At 68.0% G+C, this 15788-nt stretch carries 14 protein-coding genes; 4 read left to right on the top strand and 10 right to left on the bottom strand.

Annotation, left to right across the window (positions count from 1 at the left end; genetic code table 11):
* Window positions 1-135: 135 nt before the first annotated feature.
* The 7 genes from BLP83_RS08190 to BLP83_RS08160 all read right to left on the bottom strand — a co-directional run bounded on the left by BLP83_RS08190 (window position 136) and on the right by BLP83_RS08160 (window position 7856).
* Complete coding sequence (locus BLP83_RS08190; protein ID WP_091241160.1) at window positions 136-711, bottom strand: hypothetical protein; 576 nt, start codon at window positions 709-711, stop codon at window positions 136-138.
* A gap of 213 nt (window positions 712-924) precedes the next feature.
* On the bottom strand, window positions 925-2580 hold the full coding sequence (gene ubiB, locus BLP83_RS08185) for a ubiquinone biosynthesis regulatory protein kinase UbiB (protein WP_091241477.1): 1656 nt from the start codon (window positions 2578-2580) through the stop codon (window positions 925-927).
* A gap of 450 nt (window positions 2581-3030) precedes the next feature.
* A complete protein-coding gene (locus BLP83_RS08180) occupies window positions 3031-3369 on the bottom strand; it encodes a hypothetical protein (protein ID WP_091241157.1) in 339 nt (112 codons plus the stop codon).
* A 253-nt stretch (window positions 3370-3622) separates the two neighbouring features.
* Window positions 3623-4798, bottom strand: a complete 1176-nt coding sequence (locus BLP83_RS08175; protein ID WP_091241154.1) for an ABC transporter permease — start codon at window positions 4796-4798, stop codon at window positions 3623-3625.
* Window positions 4795-5541 carry an ABC transporter ATP-binding protein gene (locus BLP83_RS08170; RefSeq protein WP_091241152.1) on the bottom strand — a complete coding sequence of 249 codons (747 nt, stop codon included), beginning with the start codon at window positions 5539-5541 and terminating at the stop codon, window positions 4795-4797. Before BLP83_RS08170 ends, BLP83_RS08175 begins: the two co-directional genes overlap by 4 nt.
* A gap of 1 nt (window position 5542) precedes the next feature.
* The gene (locus BLP83_RS08165; RefSeq protein WP_091241149.1) at window positions 5543-7024 is read right to left on the bottom strand and encodes an alpha/beta hydrolase; all 1482 of its coding nucleotides are present in this window, start codon (window positions 7022-7024) and stop codon (window positions 5543-5545) included.
* A gap of 40 nt (window positions 7025-7064) precedes the next feature.
* Window positions 7065-7856: a ferredoxin--NADP reductase gene (locus BLP83_RS08160; RefSeq protein WP_091241147.1), complete on the bottom strand. Its 792-nt coding sequence runs from the start codon at window positions 7854-7856 to the stop codon at window positions 7065-7067.
* A 148-nt stretch (window positions 7857-8004) separates the two neighbouring features.
* Here BLP83_RS08160 and BLP83_RS08155 point away from each other — a divergent pair, with 148 nt between their 5' ends.
* Genes BLP83_RS08155 through BLP83_RS08145 form a run of 3 tightly spaced genes read left to right on the top strand, consistent with a single transcriptional unit; the run spans window position 8005 to window position 9891 of the window.
* Window positions 8005-8934, top strand: coding sequence for an ABC transporter ATP-binding protein (locus tag BLP83_RS08155; protein ID WP_091241145.1), 930 nt, complete (start codon window positions 8005-8007; stop codon window positions 8932-8934).
* Complete coding sequence (locus BLP83_RS08150) at window positions 8934-9719, top strand: ABC transporter permease (protein WP_091241141.1); 786 nt, start codon at window positions 8934-8936, stop codon at window positions 9717-9719. Before BLP83_RS08155 ends, BLP83_RS08150 begins: the two co-directional genes overlap by 1 nt.
* A 28-nt stretch (window positions 9720-9747) precedes the next feature.
* Window positions 9748-9891 carry a DUF3096 domain-containing protein gene (locus BLP83_RS08145; protein WP_091241138.1) on the top strand — a complete coding sequence of 48 codons (144 nt, stop codon included), beginning with the start codon at window positions 9748-9750 and terminating at the stop codon, window positions 9889-9891.
* A gap of 33 nt (window positions 9892-9924) precedes the next feature.
* Here the strand turns inward: BLP83_RS08145 and BLP83_RS08140 are convergent, their stop codons facing one another.
* From BLP83_RS08140 to aceF, 3 genes are all read right to left on the bottom strand, one after another.
* Window positions 9925-10506, bottom strand: coding sequence for a GNAT family N-acetyltransferase (locus BLP83_RS08140; RefSeq protein WP_091241135.1), 582 nt, complete (start codon window positions 10504-10506; stop codon window positions 9925-9927).
* A gap of 59 nt (window positions 10507-10565) precedes the next feature.
* A complete protein-coding gene (locus BLP83_RS08135) occupies window positions 10566-13169 on the bottom strand; it encodes a TonB-dependent receptor plug domain-containing protein (protein ID WP_245679988.1) in 2604 nt (867 codons plus the stop codon).
* 384 nt (window positions 13170-13553) lie between these two features.
* A complete protein-coding gene (aceF, locus tag BLP83_RS08130) occupies window positions 13554-14894 on the bottom strand; it encodes a dihydrolipoyllysine-residue acetyltransferase (RefSeq protein WP_091241130.1) in 1341 nt (446 codons plus the stop codon).
* A 301-nt stretch (window positions 14895-15195) separates the two neighbouring features.
* Between aceF and BLP83_RS08125 the strand changes: the two genes are divergently transcribed.
* Entirely contained in the window at window positions 15196-15426 is a 231-nt protein-coding gene (locus BLP83_RS08125) for a hypothetical protein (protein ID WP_091241128.1), read from the top strand.
* The last annotated feature ends 362 nt before the right edge of the window (window positions 15427-15788 follow it).

Raw genomic sequence — 15788 nt, 5'->3', positions numbered from 1 at the left:
TTCGGTCCTCGTGGTGGTGCGAACCGCACGTGGCGGCGTCCTGGTGCGGGAAGGATGACCCCTTCCGGGCAGCCGGCGCAGGACGCCGGTCCATCCAGAGTGTGACGGGGATTCGTCGTGAGAGGCGCGGGCGATTCAGTCGCTGCGGCGCTCGTAGAGGCGCAGGATCAGCACCCCGGTGGCGCCCTGCTCGACGGGACTGGGCCTGGTGCCCAGCGCGCGCTCGCCAACATGCACGCTGAAGCGCGCATCCTGCATCGAGCGGCCCTCGCGCCAGAAGCGAAGCACGCGCGCATCCGGAGGACCCATCGGCGCCTCGACGGTGAAACCGGCGTCCAGCAGGCGCTCCATCAGCGTCGCCAGCGCCACCCTGGGCTCGACCAAACGCAGGGCCAGCTCGTACTCGCGCACGTCGAAGCCGGCCTGCTCGCGCACGTCCTCGAACAGCAGGTTGTGCTCGAACTCCAGTACGTAGCCGTCCCACAGCGGCTCGCGCAGGCTGCGGACCTCGCCGTCCAGGTTGCGCCGCATCTGCGCTCGCCGTACCTCGATCTGGCGACGGATGAACTCAGCGCGCTGGGCCTGGCGCTGTTCCTGTGTAGGTTCGCTGGAGGCTTCGGCAGGCGGCTCGGCGGCGGGCTGCTCAGCGGATGCGTGCACGGACGCGGCGGCGAATGCGATGGCGAAGGCGATGCAGCGCAGAAGGCTCATGCGGGGCTCCTCGAAGACCGATCCGCACAAACGCGGATCGGAAGGGTGGCAAGGTCAGGGCAGGCGCCGCCTCGTACCGCGCTCGAAGGCGCGGCGGGGTGCGTGCTCGCGGTGTCGAGTCTGCCAGCGAGCGCCCTTGTCGGGCGCGACCTGCCGATGAGCGGAGGCAAGCCGCTGTTGCACCAGGCCGGTGCGGCAGGCAATGCGCGCGCTTCAGCCCCGTCGCGGCCACGCCGCAAAGAAGGCGCCGACGGCACCCGCCCCCGCGATCCAGACCGCAGCCGGTGCGCCCAGCCATTCCGGCCCGCCGGCACGCAGGCCGTAGAGCACCGCGCCAACCAGCATCAGGCCGACGCCGATCACCGCGAACACCGTCTGCCGGTGACCTGCCTGGGCCGCATCGGCGAGCCGCTTCAGGTCGTCCGAGTGCAAGCGCAGCGCGGCGCGACCGCTGGCGGCCTGCTTCAGGTAGTCGTGCGCCAGCTCGGCCACTTCGGGCGCCGCCGCGAGGATCTGCGGGATGCGTGTGCGCGCGCGCTTCAGCAGCGCCTGCGGGTTGCGCTTCTCGCGCAGGATCTCGGCCAGTACCGGCTTGGCCACCGCCCAGATGTCGAGCTTGGGATCGAGCAGGCGGCCCAGGCCTTCGATGTTGAGCAGGGTCTTCTGCAGCAGGATCAGCTGCGGCTGGAGGGTCAGCTTGTACTGGTGCGCCACCTTGAACAGCTTGAGCAGCACCTCGCCCAACGCGATCTCCGACAGCGGCCGGGTGAAGTAGGGCTCGCAGACCGTGCGCACCGCGCCTTCGAGCTCATCGATGCGCACCGTGCCCGGCATCCAGCCGGCATCCAGATGCAGCTGGGCGATGCGCCGGTAGTCGCGCTCGAAGATCGCGGTGAAGTTCTCGGCGAGGTAGTACTGATCGATCTCGGGCAGCGAGCCCATGATTCCGAAGTCGAGCGCGATGAAGCGCGGTGCCTCCACCCGGGTGGTGTCGACCCAGATGTTTCCCGCATGCGCATCGGCGTGGAAGAAGTTGTCGCGGAACACCTGCGTGTAGAACAGCTGCACGCCCTTGGCCGCGAGCGTGCGGCGGTCGATGCCGGCGGCCTCGATGGCGGCGAGGTCGTCACTGCGCACGCCGTGCACGCGCTCCAGGGTCAGCACACCTTCGGTGGTGAGGTCCCAGAACACCTGCGGCACGTAAAGGTCCTTCGAACCCTCGAAGTGCCGGCGCAGCACCGAGGCGTTGGCGCCCTCGCGCTGCAGGTCGAGCTCGTCGCGCAGCGAGCGCGCGATTTCGTCGACCACTTCGGCCGGACGCGTGCGTTCGGGGTCGGGGCCGAAGCGCTCGGCGAGCGACGCGACAGTCCGCAGCAGCCCGATGTCGGCTTCGATGGTCTGGGCGATGCCCGGGCGCAACACTTTGATGACTACGGCGCGGCCATCGGGCAGCTCGGCCGCGTGCACCTGGGCGATCGAGGCCGAGGCCAGCGGCGTTTCATCGAAGCGCGCGTAGTGGTCCTCGACCCGCCCGCCCAGCTCGCGCTCGATGGCCGCACGCGCCTGCGCGCCTGGAAAGGGCGCGACCTGGTCCTGCAGCAGGCAGAGCTCGTCGGCGATGTCCGGCGGCAGCAGATCGCGCCGCGTCGCCAGCACCTGGCCGAACTTGACGAAGATCGGCCCGAGGTCCTGCAGCGCCAACCGCAGCCGCGCCCCGCGCGAAAGCTCCTTCGCCGCCCCCCGCGCCGCCGGCACGAAGGGCTTCAGCACCCGCAGCAGACCGGCCAGGCGGCTGCCTTCCAGCAGGCCATCCAGCCGGTAGCGCAGGGCCACACGCAGAATGGTGAGCACGCGCAGAGGGCTGCGGATCAGGCGCATGGGCGCGGCCCGTGGTGGCGTGCAATGGGGGATGACAATGGGCACATGGCAGGACGACTCGACCGAAACCGTTGCACTGTGCCATGCAGAACGTGGAGGTGGCGAGGGTGGCGGGTATCGCCGACGCCAAACCACTGGCGCGCCTGATCGACGGCAACAATAGAAAGCCCGTTGCGCGGCGAGTGTCGAGCTCACCGTGGGCCGGAGACCGCCCTACGTGTGCGCCCTGTCACCGCGCCACGTTCCGAGCCGCTCGGCTCTTGGGTCCGATGGCGGCGCCGCAGACGACAGGCGCGACAAGCGCAACAACGGCGACAAGCGCAATAGGGTGGGCCCTGGCCCACCGTGAGTTCGACACCGCTGCACGAACAAACATCGATGCTCGCTGAGCGGTTGAACCTCACGGTGGCTCGCCGCAACGCGGGCTTCTTGGCCGCTCCTTCAGCGGTCCCGATGCCTGATCCAAGACCGCAGCATCCGGCTTGCGCCCCACGCGAGCGTCGCCGCGAAGACGCCGGGCACCCAGCCCAACACCGCTGCAAACGCGTTCTTCGCACCGTCGCCGTCGTGGATGGCCTGCAGCGCTCCGGCAGAGCGGGCCGCGGCAACCTGGGCCTCCAAGAGATGGACGCGCGCAACGACCAGATAGCCCCACACGAGAACCACCACGAGCAGGAATCGCAGCGCAGTGGATGGCACGGTCCCGTGCCGATTGCCCCAGCCCAGGATCAACAGCGGCAGCAGCAACAAGAAGATCAGGTGCGACAGCAGCAGGCTCAAGGCGAATCTCCCGCATGCGGACCGGTGGTCCGTACCTCTGCGCAAGATCAGCACGAGGAGGTGGCCGGAGTCTGTCGAACTCGGGCCATCGGATGACGGCCGAGCGTGGCCGGGTCGAAGCAGGAGGGGCCACGACCGAAGCGAGCGTTGAAGCCATGGTGGGCCAGGGCCCACCCTATGTCAGGGCGCGGCGAGAAACCTCGCCGCGCCCTGCTCTAACGAATCCCGAATCCCAAATCCCGATTCCCGGCTCTCAAGCCGATATCGCCAGCTGCTCGCGGTGGTACAGCTTGGCCGCGATCAGCCAGACCAGGCCGGCGAGCAGCAGACCCGCGCCCATCGCAATGCCCCATTCCGCGCCGCTGACGACTTCGCCGCGCACGACTTTCAGGATCAGCTGGTTCTGCGCGAGCAGCGGCACCGCCGACATCCACAGCTGGTTCTTCACCGGCGAGACCATCAGCACCAGGGTCGGCAGCATCGGCAGCAGCATCAGCAGGGCCATGTAGCTCTGCGCTTCCTTCATGCTCTTGGTGGTGGCGGCCAGCAGGGTGACCAGGCAGGAACCGAACACCGCGATCGGCAGGATCAGGGCGAAGAGTTTGGCCATCGCCAGCCAGCTGATGTCGATCTTGAAGCCGAGCACCGACGCCGGGATGAAGCTGAAGCAGGCCTTGAACGCGATCAGGGTCAGGAACGCCGAAAGCAGAGCGAATACCGCCGCTGCACCGAGCTTGCCGCTCATGATCGCGCCGCGGGCGGCCGGCGTTGCCAGCAGCGGCTCCAGCGACTGCCGCTCGCGCTCACCGGCGGTCGCGTCCATCGCCAGCTGGGCGCCGCCGAGGAAGCCGCCAAGGATGAGGATGTACGGCAAGAACGCCAGCAGCATGCCGGCGCGGCTTTCGGGCGTCGACAGATCGCGCTTGTTGATCAGCACGGGCGTGCCCACGGCCGGATTGATGCCGCGGGCGATCAGGCGCAGCGCACCCATCTGGCGGTCATAGGCCTCGAGCAGCCCCTCGACCCGGCGCACCGGCGTGCGCGCATCCTGCCGCGTCGAGTCGAACAGGATCTCGATCGGCGCGGGGCGGCTCTTTCGCCAGGCTTCGGCAAAATCGGGCGAGATCCGCAGGATCACGTCCTCGTCTTGATTGCGGATGGCCGCATCGGGATCCGCCGGGGCAGCTTCGATCTCGACATTCATCGAAGCCAGCCAGTCGACCAGATTCGGCGCATGTTCGACGCCGATCACCGGCAGCTTCAGCGGCTTCTCTGCACGCTCCACTTCCTTGCTGGCGATCAGGGTGATCAGTCCGACCATCAGCGCCGGACCCAGCAGCGGGCCCATCAGCAGGCTGATCATCACCGTGCGGCGGTCGCGGAACAGGTCCAGCAGTTCCTTCTTCAGAACGGTCCAGGCGGCCTTCATGCGAACAGTCCTTCTTCCGAGCCGATGGCCTTGACGAAGGCCTCCTCAAGGTTGGATTCAGCGGTCAAGGCACGCAGCTCGTCCGGCGTGCCCTGGGCCACCACGCGGCCTTTGGCGATGATCACGATGCGGTCACAGAGGGCTGCGACCTCCTGCATGATGTGGCTGGAAAACACCACGCAGCGACCTTCGGACTTCAGCTGCTGCAGGAAATGGCGGAGCCCGCGGGTGGTCATCACGTCGAGTCCGTTGGTGGGCTCGTCGAGGATCACATTCTTCGGGTCGTGCACCAGCGCGCGCGCGATCGCGGTCTTGGTGCGCTGGCCCTGCGAGAAGCCTTCGGCCTGGCGATCGAGGATCTCCTCCATGCCCAGCGCGGCCACCAGGCGCGCGGTGCGTTCGCGGATGAGCGCGTCTTCCATGCCGTGCAGGCGACCGAAGTACTCGATGTTCTCGCGCGCCGTGAGGCGCTTGTAGACCCCACGCGCGTCGGGCAGTACGCCCAGGCGTCGGCGCGCGGATTCCGGGTCCTTGAAGATGTCGACGCCGTCCACGCTGACGGTGCCGGTATCCGGGCGCATCAGGGTGTAGAGCATGCGCAGGGTGGTCGTCTTGCCGGCACCGTTCGGGCCGAGCAGTCCGGTGATCTGGCCGTCTTCGGCGCGGAAGCTGACGCCATCCACCGCCTTGACCACGCCCGTCTTGGTCTTGAACTGCTTGCTCAGGTTGTCGCAGATCAGCATCTCAGGGCTCCCAGCCGTAGTAGCCGGCAAACGGCGGATTGGGCTTCAGGGTGTCGAGGCAGTCGGCGTCGATGTCCTTGGGCGCGAGGGTGTCGATGAACTCGCCGAGGATGCGCGGCATGCAGCCCGCACCGGCCACGCTGTGGGCCTGGCCACGCAGGATCAGGTGGCGCGCGTTGCCGAGATGCTCGGCCACCGCATCGCCGTAGCGCGGCGGCGTCACCGGGTCGAACTCGCCGGACAACAGCAGGGTCGGGATGTCGGACTTGACCGGCTCGCTGAACTCCGCCGGGACTTCGCCGCGCGGCCACACCGCGCACTGCTCCACGGTGACGCGGGTAATGCTGTCGCCGAGGGTACGCGTGGCGTCCAGCGGGTCCGGCTGCAGTCTCGGCGCATCTTCGGCGCAGAGCACCGACAGCTGCATGCCGTGAGTGATCTGTTCGGACAGCGAGCCGGTGATCATCTCGGCCTGCGCCATCAGCGCGCTGGCGCGCCCTTCCGCGGCCTCGTGCAGCGACAGCGGCAGCATGGCGGCCAGCGCCGGCGCGTAGGCGTACATGCGCGCGACCGCACTGACGTGACCGGCCGTCAGCTCACCGTGCTTCTCTTCGCCGCTGATCGAATCCCGCCAGTGCACGGGCCGCGGCGTCTCGCGCAGCTCGCTGAGCAGGGTGTTGAGCGCGTCGCGCGGGCTGCCGAAGCGCGTGGCGCAGGCCGGGTCTTGCTTGCACTGGGCGAAGTGCAGGTCCAGCGCATCCTCGAGGTTGCGGGCGTGCTCGGCGCCCAGCACCAGCGTGTTCGGCACGACCGAATCGAGCACCACGCTGCGCGTGTGCTGCGGGTAGCGACGCATGTACTGCTGGGCGACGCGGGTACCGTAGCTCACGCCCAGCAGATTGATCTTCTCGACGCCGATCGCCTGCCGGACCGCGTCCAGATCGGTGATGGCGACGCTGGTGGTGTACTGGCTGAGGTCCGCCTTCTCGGCCAGCGCGTCGCGGCAGCGCTCGGCGAAGGCACGCCAGGCGGCCGGGTCGTCCTCGGCCATGTCTTCGACAACGCCGGGCTCACCCGCCTCGGTGCTGCAGGTGAGTTTGTTCGAGCCGCCGGTACCGCGCTGGTCAACCAGAACGACGTGGCGGTTCTTGCGGATCTCGCGAAACGCGTTGTGCAAGGAGGGATAGCTCTCCAGCGCCGACTGCCCCGGGCCGCCGGCGATCATGAAGACGGGATCCTCGGCGCCTGCGGTGTTTTCGGTGGGCACCCAGGCCACCGCCAGCGCGATCGTGCGGCCCTCGGGCTCGGCGGGATTCTCGGGGACCTCGAAGCGCGTGCACTGCGCTTCGACGTTGAGCACGCTGAGCGGCGCGGTCAGCGTGCAGGGTTCGAACTCCAGGCTGCCAAGGCGGCGCTGGGCCTGCGCGGGTGCAGCGAGCGCCAGGGCGACAAGGCCGGCAAGGCCCATCCATCGGTACTGCATCGGACTCTCCTTCCGCAGCCCTCCCGGCCGCGGGTTGCGACTAGGGACCGGGCTTGGGCGCCGGTGTGACAGCGCCCGGCAGGCGCGGGGTCTGATACTTCTCGCGGCGGATCCGGCGCAGGTGCAGGCCGGCGGCCTTCAGACGCTCGAAGCCGGCATCGACCATGTGCGGGTTGCCGCAGAGATAGGCGATGTCGCCTTCGGGGTCGATGGCAAACGCGTCCAGCGCGTCCTGCACGTAGGCGTGCACGTCCAGCTCGGTCGGGGTCTCCGGCAGCCCGCGCGAGTGGCAGAAACGCAGGGTGAAGCCCGGGATTCGTGCGGCTGCCGCGCGGAACTCGTCGGCATAGAGCTGCTCGGCGGGCGTGCGGTTGCCCAGCAGCAGCAGGGCCTGCACACCGCGCGCGGCCAGCGCTTCCAGCTGCGGCAGCATGCCGCGGTAGGGCGCCACGCCGGTGCCGGTGCCGAGCAGTACGTAGCGTTTGGCATCGTCCTCAGGCAGCAGGCAGAAGCGGCCGTTGGGCGCGGTGGCATGGATCTCATCGCCCTGCTGCAGGGCGCGCATGAAGGCACTGCCGAGGCCACCTTCGACGAAGCTCACCACCAGCTCGATGCGCCGCGCATCGCTGCGCCCGGGGTCGTTGGGATTGGCGATCGAGTAGCTGCGGAATTCGGGCGCCTCGCCCTCGCTGACGCGCACCCGGACGAACTGCCCGGGCAGGAAGGCGACGGGCTCGCCATCGCAGCGCTCGAAGGCGAAGTGCCGGACGCTGGCAGTGAGCCATTGGCTGTCGACGAGCCGGAGCGGCACGGTGGGCGGTGGCGCGATCATCGTGTCTTCAGCCTCTCAAGGGGCGCGGAAGCGGGGGTGTATAGTAGCCGCCGCCCGTGTGCAGCCTGTTCGCATCCTGGCGAGGGCCCTGCACGGAATTCCCCTCCCCCGACCCGAGAGCCCTCCGGCTCCCAAAGGCCGTTGTCGAATGAGCGCAACCGCAGCGCTGTCCGTGCACGATCTGCGCAAGACCTATGCAAATGGCGTGGAAGCCCTGAAGGGCATCTCGCTGGACGTCGCCGAAGGCGATTTCTTCGCCCTGCTCGGCCCGAACGGCGCCGGCAAATCCACCCTGATCGGCATCGTCAGCTCGCTGGTCAATGCCAGCGCCGGCGAAGTGAAAGTCTGCGGCATCGACCTGGTCAAGCAGCGCAGCGAAGCGATGCGCCAGATCGGCCTGGTGCCGCAGGAAATCAACTTCAACATGTTCGAGAAGCCCTTCGACATCTGCGTGAACTACGCGGGCTTCTACGGCGTGCCGCGCAAAGAGGCTGCCGAACGCGCCGAGGCCGAGCTGCGCGCCGCCCAGCTCTGGGAGAAGGCGCATGTGATGTCGCGCACCCTGTCCGGCGGCATGAAGCGGCGGCTGATGATCGCCCGCGCCATGATCACCCGGCCGCGGCTGCTGATCCTCGATGAGCCCACCGCCGGCGTCGACATCGAGATCCGCCGCGGCATGTGGAAGACGCTCAAGGAGGTCAATGCCCGTGGCACCACGGTGATCCTGACCACGCACTACCTCGAAGAGGCCGAAAACCTCTGCCGCAACATCGCCATCATCGATCGGGGCCGCATCGTCGAGCACAGCAGCATGAAGTCGCTGCTCGCCAAGCTCGACGTCGAGGGCTTCGTGCTCGACCTGACCGAGCCCTTCCGCGGCACGCTGCCGCAGATCGCGGGCGTCAAGATCGAACGCAGTGACGAGAACACCCTGGAGCTCGAAACCCCGCGCGCGGCCAATCTCAACGCCATCTTCGCCGCGCTCAGCGCGGCCGGCATCCAGGTTCGCAGCATGCGCAACCGCGCCAATCGTCTGGAAGAGCTCTTCGTGCGCCTGACCGGCCAGGAGGCCGCGTGATGTCGACGCCCACCACCGCCCAGGCCAACCTGACCGCGCTGCACACCATCGTCCGCCGCGAGGTCAACCGCATCCTGCGCATCTGGGGACAGACCCTGGTGCCGCCGGCGATCACCATGACCCTCTATTTCCTGATCTTCGGCAGCCTGATCGGCAGCCGCATCGGCGAGATGGGCGGGCACAGCTACATGGACTTCATCGTCCCCGGCCTGGTGATGATGAGCGTCATCCAGAACGCCTACGGCAACATCTCGTCGAGCTTCTTCGGCGCCAAATTCGGCCGTCACGTCGAAGAGCTGCTGGTCAGCCCGATGCCGAACTGGGTGATCCTGCTCGGCTATGTGCTGGGCGGCGTGCTGCGCGGGCTGATGGTCGGCGCGATCGTGCTGGTCATCGCGATGTTCTTCACCAAGGTGTCGATCCCGCATCCGCTGGTGACGCTCGCCAGCGTGCTGCTGGCGGCGGTGGTGTTCTCGCTGGCGGGCTTCGTCAACGCGGTCTATGCCAAGAAGTTCGACGACATCGCGATCATCCCGACCTTCGTGCTGACCCCGTTGACCTATCTCGGCGGTGTCTTCTATTCGGTCGATGCCCTGCCCGGCTGGGCGCAGACCCTGACGCTCGCCAACCCGATCGTCTACATGGTGGCTGCCTTCCGCCATGGCCTGCTGGGCTCCAGCAGCATCGACCTGGCCTTGAGCTTCGTGGTGATGCTGGGCTTCACCGTGGCGCTCAGCTGGCTGGGCCTCGCCCTGCTCAAGCGCGGCGTCGGCCTGCGCAGCTGAATCCCCTCCACCGACAAAGGAACGACTCGTGGGCTCGATCCCCCTGCAACCCCTGCTGGCCCTGCTCGCCGGCATCCTCATCCTGATCCGTCCGAAGCTGCTGGCCTTCATCGTCGCGATCTACCTGATCGTGGTCGGCGTGCTGGGCCTGTTGCCGCACATCCGCCTGTAGTCGCGAGCGCGGCGGCGCGTCCTCCTGAAGACTTCAGCGCGCATCCCACCAGGGCCAGGCCACCACCGACCAGTCTTCGTGGGCGTCCGAATAGCGACCGACCTCGACAAAGCCGATGCGCTCGTGCGCACGGCGCGAAACGGTATTGCGGAGCGCGATTTCGGTCATGCACAGCTCGACGTCGGGGCCTGCCGCATCGCGAATGCAGGTATAGAGCGCGCCGATCAGACCGCGGCCACGCCAGGCCGGGTCCACGCAGACCTGGCCGCCCACCACGTAGCTGAAGTCGCCCAGGCGCCGGCCGCGCCACTGCATGCGTTCGAACTGCTCGAACATGGGCTGGAGCGCCGGCAGCCACTCGCCCATCGAGGGGCGCATCGACAGGCTGTAGCCGACCACGCGGGCATCTGCAAGCGCGATCGCCTGCGGCGATCGCGCGGCCATGCGGGTGAGCAGGGGCAGGTCGTGCTCGACGTAGACGAAACCGTCCTGCGCCTGCTGGGCCTCGCTCAGGCTCTGCCGTAGATTGCGCCGCTGCAGATCGAGGATGCCCTCGAAGTGGGCGGGCTCACAGGCAAGGGAGAGGACGAGTGGGCTGGCGTCGGCGGCGGTCATGGCCCCGCATCCTGCCAGCCCACGGCGACGGCGCAAAGCCGTCGCCGTGGGCTGTGGGCTCAGAACCTCCAGCCCATGCGGACGTAGTAGAAGCCGCCGTTGAAGCCATACGGGGTGAGCGGCGGGAACTTGGCCCCGACCACGTCCTCGCCATACGGGTTCAGCTCGGGCTCCTTGTCGAACAGGTTCTGCGCACCGACGTTGACGAACACGCCGTTGCCGAACTTGTAGCCGACCTCGGCATCCACGATCAGGGCGGCGTCACCGTAGATCGGCAGGCAGTCAGGCCCGACCACGCAGCCGCTGTCCACGTGGTCCTCGTAGAAGCTGCCGTAGTAGTTGAGGCGCGTCATCGCGTGCCAACGCTCGCGCTGGTGATTGATGCTGAAGCTGCCCTTGGTGCGCGGCAGCGCGTCTTCGAGGATCTGCACGCGCGCCTCGCCGATGATCTCGGGCGAGAAGTCGGTGACCTCGGTGCGGTTCCAGTTCATCGCCAGCGAGTAGGTCGTGTCACCACCGAAGTGGTCACTCTGATAGCTGGTCACCAGGTCGACACCGTCGGTCTTGGTGTCGAAGTCGTTGATGAAGAAGCGCACGCTGTCGAGGCTGATCGCCTCCTGCACGCCCTGCGCGACCAGGGCCGCGCGATCCTCCGCGCTGAGCGCGAAGTTGGCGCTCTGGGCGATGCGATCCTCGACGTCGATGCGGTAATAGTCGGCGGTGAACAGCCAGGCATCGAGGCTGTAGACCGCGCCGAAGGACAGATTGAAGGACTCCTCGGGCTGCAGCGGTTGGCCACCGAAACGGCGGGCGATCGGGTTGGTCGGCGGCAGGGTGGCGGTGTCGCGCAGTTCGCCGCCGATGAACTGGGTGGTCACCGCGCGGACGTTGCTCTGGCCCGGGGTGGGCGCCCGGAAGCCGGTGCTCACCGCGCCGCGCAGGGCGAAGGCATCGGTGGCCTGGAAGCGACCCGTGAGCTTCCAGTTGGTGGTGGTACCGAAGTCCTCGAAGTCTTCGAAGCGCACAGCAGTCGCCAGCAGCAGGCGATCGGTCAGGTCGGCTTCCAGGTCCACATAGGCGGCGTAGTTGCTGCGGCTCCAGCTGCCGGCATCGCGCGGGCTGAAGCCCGGGAAGCCGTTCGAACCGATCAGGAAGCCCTGGGAGGCGAGCGGACCGATCTCGAAGCTGGCCTGGTCGCCATTGAAGGCCTCGAACTGCTCCTCGCGCCATTCCAGACCGCCGGCCACGCTCAGGCCGTACTGGGTCCAGGCGGCGTCAACCACCTTGACCAGGTCGAGGTTGAAGTTGGTTTCGGTCTGCTCGTAGGCGCCTGGATTGAAGCGATAGCCGTCGGGCTGGTTCGGGCCCAGCGAGGCGTTGACGGTGTTGTAGATGTAGAAGTCGACTTCGCTGCGGCCCTGCGAGGCGCTGAGGTCCCAGCGCAGCCCGCCGGCCGTGGTGCCGCGCACGCCGGTGACCAGCGAGCCGTCGCGGACCACGCCGCCGAAGCGCGGGGTGAAGCCACCCGGGAAATCGCGGAAGAAGGTGTAGCAGTTGGATGGTAGGGCGCTGACCTGGGCGTTCACCGCACTGAAGGGCCGCAGGTTGCCGGCGGCATCGCGCAGGGCGATGCTCGGACAGCCGGCGCCGCTGAGATCGCCGATCAACAGGCTCTCGCCGCCGTCGCCCGAGAACACGCCGGCACGCGAGACCGGATTGCGGTAGTAGAAGCCGCCATCGATGTCGCGCGAAGCGGCATTGCCGAACAGATACCAGTCGAGGTCATCGTTCAGCTCAAGACCCAGATTGGCGACCAGCTTGAAGTCACGCTTGACTTCCGGGCTGCCCCACACCTGGGCCGGGTCGGGCACGAAGGGATTGCCGCTGGCCGCGACCTCGGCCGCATCGCCGCGCTGCACGCTGCGGTCGGTGGGGTCGGCCTCGCGGTACTCGAAGCTCAGGTTGGCGAAACCCTGCGGCGAGAAGGGCAGGCCGATGTTGCCGGCAATCTGGGCGGTGGTGCCGTCACCGGCGTAGTGCTGGCCGCTCATGACTTCCAGCGATCCGCCTTCGCTGTCCGACTTCAGATTGAAATTGATGACGCCGGCGATGGCGTCGGAGCCGTACTGCGCGGCCGCACCATCGCGCAGCACTTCGACCTGGGACAGGCCAATCGAGGGGAAGACCGACAGGTCCGGGCCCTGTGAGCCGTCGGAGAGGCCGCTGCCGAGGAAGGTGATGACCGCGGAGCGGTGACGACGCTTGCCGTTGACCAGCACCAGCGTGCTGTCCGGCGGCAGGCCGCGCAGGTTGGCCGGGCGCACCAGGGTGGCGGCGTCGCTGATCGGCTGCAGGTTGACGTTGAGCGAGGGCACCACGGTGCGGATCTGGTCCAGCACGTCGGTCAGGCCCTGGTTGTGGAATTCCTCGCCGCTGATGATGTCCACCGGCACCGGCGAGTTGGCCTCGCTACGCGGCTGCTTGCGCGAGCCCAGCACCGAGATGACCTCCAGCGACTTGGCCTCGTCCGCAGACGGTGCTTCGTCCTGGGCCCGGGCCGGTGACGCCGGCAGCAGGCTCGCCGCGCCGACGATGCAGCCGCTGATCAGGGCGAGACGAAGTGCGCCCGCCAGACGGTGGGCCCGCGGCCCACGTCGATACATGTTTTCCATCCGAATTCCCCGCAGCATGAGTGAGTGAAGCCACCCCCGGCGCTGCGCATCCACTCCGGCCCCTGCGGCACTCGACGCCCCCCGGCATCGCCCCGCCCCGCCCTGTTCCGGGCCTTGCAGCCTTCGCGTGATGCGCTCGCTCGGATCCCCCCGCGACGGTGGCTCCGTGCCGCCGCGGCCACCCTCCGTCACAGCCTTGCAGCGGCAGCGGAGGGCGCTGCGAGTATGCCTTTGGTCATGGAAACAGGGAATCGCTTCGCGGAACGCGGATCCACAGAGTGCGATGAAGTGGGCTTTTCCAGACTCCAGAACGCAGACGCCCGCCCGGTCGAAACGACGGGCGGGCGCGCGGGTGACAGGCTTGGCCGTGGATGCTTACAGCAGCAGCCGGCGGATATCCCCGAGCTGCCTGGCGAAGAAGCTGGCAAAACGCGCGGCTTCGGCACCGTCGATGACCCGGTGGTCGTAGGACAGCGACAGCGGCAGCATCAGCCGCGGCTCGAACTCCTTGCCGTTCCACAGCGGCCGCATCTCGCTCTTCGACACGCCCATGATCGCGACTTCGGGCGCGTTGATGATCGGCGTGAAGCTGGTCCCGCCGATGCCGCCCAGGCTGGAGATCGAGAAGCAGCCGCCGGACATGTCGGCCGGGCCGAGCTTCTTGTCGCGCGCCTTCTTCGAGATCTCGCCGAGTTCGGCGGCCAGCTGCAGCAGCCCCTTGGAGTCGGCGTCGCGGATCACCGGCACCACCAGGCCATCGGGTGTGTCGACCGCGATGCCGATGTGGAAGTACTTCTTGAACACCAGGTTTTCGCCGCTCTCGTCCAGCGAAGCGTTGAAGCTGGGGAAGGCCTTCAGTGCAGCCACCGCGGCCTTGATCAGGAACACCAGCGGGGTGATTTTCTGGTTGGGGTTTTCCTCGCCCATCCGCTTGCGGAAGGCCTCCATCTCGGTGATGTCGGCCTGCTCGAACTGGGTGACGTGCGGAATCATCGCCCAGTTGCGGGCAAGGTTGGCGCCGGAAATCTTCTTGATGCGCGACAGCGGCTGGGTCTCGACCGCGCCGAACTTGGCGAAATCGACCTTGGGCCAGGGCAGCAGGTTCAGGCCACCACCGCCGGTCGCGGTGGAGGCCGCCGACGCCGGACGCGCCAGCGCCTGCTTGACGAAGGCATTGACGTCCTCGCGCGTGATGCGGCCCTTGCGGCCGCTGCCCGACACCTTGGACAGATCGACGCCGAGCTCGCGCGCATGCAGGCGCACGGCGGGACTGGCATGCGGAACGTTCTGCGGCAGCACGCTCTCGGCGCTGAAGCTGACCGGCGGGCTGCGCGGCGCTTCGGCAGCAGCGGGCGCGGCAGGTTCGGGGGCTTCTGGCTTGGCCGGCTCGGGTTTCGGCGCCTCGACCTTGGGCGCCTCGACCTTGGCGGGCGCAGATGCGGCGGGCTGGGCAGGTGCGGTGGCTGCAGCACCGGCTTCATCAGCTTCGATCAGTGCGACCACCGAACCTTCCGACAAGGTGTCGCCGAGCTTGACCTTGAGCTCCTTGACCACGCCGGCCACCGAGGATGGTACCTCCATGGTCGCCTTGTCCGATTCCAGCGTGACCAGGCCCTGGTCCTTGCCGACGCGATCCCCCACCGCGACCAGCAGCTCGATCACGGGCACATCGGTGTGGCTGCCGATATCGGGAACGCGCGCTTCAACGATGGCCATGGACACTCCTTCGGCTCTTCAGACGGACCCGTATTGTGTCGGTGCATCCCCCCATGATCCAGCCTGTTCGCGCCTGTACGGAGCGGACTGCAACTGGTGCGGCGGGCGACGGCGCCCGCCTGCCGCGTGCGGGGCGCTTGCCCGGATCCGGACGCCCACTGCAGCGCGCTGTCCGCAGAGGCGGACAGGCGAACGCGGACGGACAGCCGAACAGCAGCGCAAGCAATTGATTTAGCTGGGATGCCGAGGTTGGCACGGTTGCTGCTGTACTGAGCTCGACACCCAAGTGCGGAGCACCGCCATGTTCGAATCCCTGATCCAAGTCCTGCACCAGCTGGCCCTCAATGCACTGGGCTTGGTCCTGACCCTGCTGAGCGGCGGCCTGCCGGCGAACGAGCCTGCGCACACCCCGCCCGAGCCTGCGGCGCAGCACGGCGCCCTGCTGCTCGACGAGCGCCCGCGCTACGCCGAAAGCACCTGCGGCCTGCGCGGCGCACAGCTGCAGCGGGTCGCTTTCGACGGTAACGCCTGACACCTCGCTTCGACGCAGGCCCAGGGGCGCCTGCATCGAACGCCGTTTCCACAGCGGTCGCAGGATGCGACCCGCGGCGAGGTTCGGCACCTCGCCGCCCACGGACGGGCCGCCGCCGGAACTGCGGCGCGACAGCGGACGTCGATTGCTTTGAAAGCAATGCACCGGAACGAGCCGCCGCGGACGGGCGACTCGCAGCAGCACCCCGCACCCGGGCAGGGACGCTCGGGGCGGATCTTGTCTTCGGCAGAGGCGATGCCGCTGTCCTTGCCGCTGACTTTCAGGTTTCGATGGAGACCGGGGGAGAGTCGAGCTCATGGTGGGCCAGGGCCCACCCTCTGAGCGCTCAGACTCCGGCTTTC

The organism is Aquimonas voraii (assembly GCF_900101825.1).
Taxonomy (GTDB): Bacteria; Pseudomonadota; Gammaproteobacteria; order Xanthomonadales; family Xanthomonadaceae; genus Aquimonas; species Aquimonas voraii.
The sequence above is the reverse complement of the archived record's forward strand: the minus strand, read 5'-3'. Positions and strand labels throughout refer to the sequence as shown.

Bases quoted from the DNA above. Each gene is read 5' to 3' on its own strand.
- BLP83_RS08190 (WP_091241160.1), bottom strand. From the start codon at position 711: ATGAGCCTTCTGCGCTGCATCGCCTTCGCCATCGCATTCGCCGCCGCG.
- BLP83_RS08175 (WP_091241154.1), bottom strand. From the start codon at position 4,798: ATGAAGGCCGCCTGGACCGTTCTGAAGAAGGAACTGCTGGACCTGTTC.
- BLP83_RS08170 (WP_091241152.1), bottom strand. From the start codon at position 5,541: ATGCTGATCTGCGACAACCTGAGCAAGCAGTTCAAGACCAAGACGGGC.
- BLP83_RS08165 (WP_091241149.1), bottom strand. From the start codon at position 7,024: ATGCAGTACCGATGGATGGGCCTTGCCGGCCTTGTCGCCCTGGCGCTC.
- BLP83_RS08160 (WP_091241147.1), bottom strand. From the start codon at position 7,856: ATGATCGCGCCACCGCCCACCGTGCCGCTCCGGCTCGTCGACAGCCAA.
- BLP83_RS08155 (WP_091241145.1), top strand. From the start codon at position 8,005: ATGAGCGCAACCGCAGCGCTGTCCGTGCACGATCTGCGCAAGACCTAT.
- BLP83_RS08150 (WP_091241141.1), top strand. From the start codon at position 8,934: ATGTCGACGCCCACCACCGCCCAGGCCAACCTGACCGCGCTGCACACC.
- BLP83_RS08140 (WP_091241135.1), bottom strand. From the start codon at position 10,506: ATGACCGCCGCCGACGCCAGCCCACTCGTCCTCTCCCTTGCCTGTGAG.
- BLP83_RS08135 (WP_245679988.1), bottom strand. From the start codon at position 13,169: ATGTATCGACGTGGGCCGCGGGCCCACCGTCTGGCGGGCGCACTTCGT.
- aceF (WP_091241130.1), bottom strand. From the start codon at position 14,894: ATGGCCATCGTTGAAGCGCGCGTTCCCGATATCGGCAGCCACACCGAT.
- BLP83_RS08125 (WP_091241128.1), top strand. From the start codon at position 15,196: ATGTTCGAATCCCTGATCCAAGTCCTGCACCAGCTGGCCCTCAATGCA.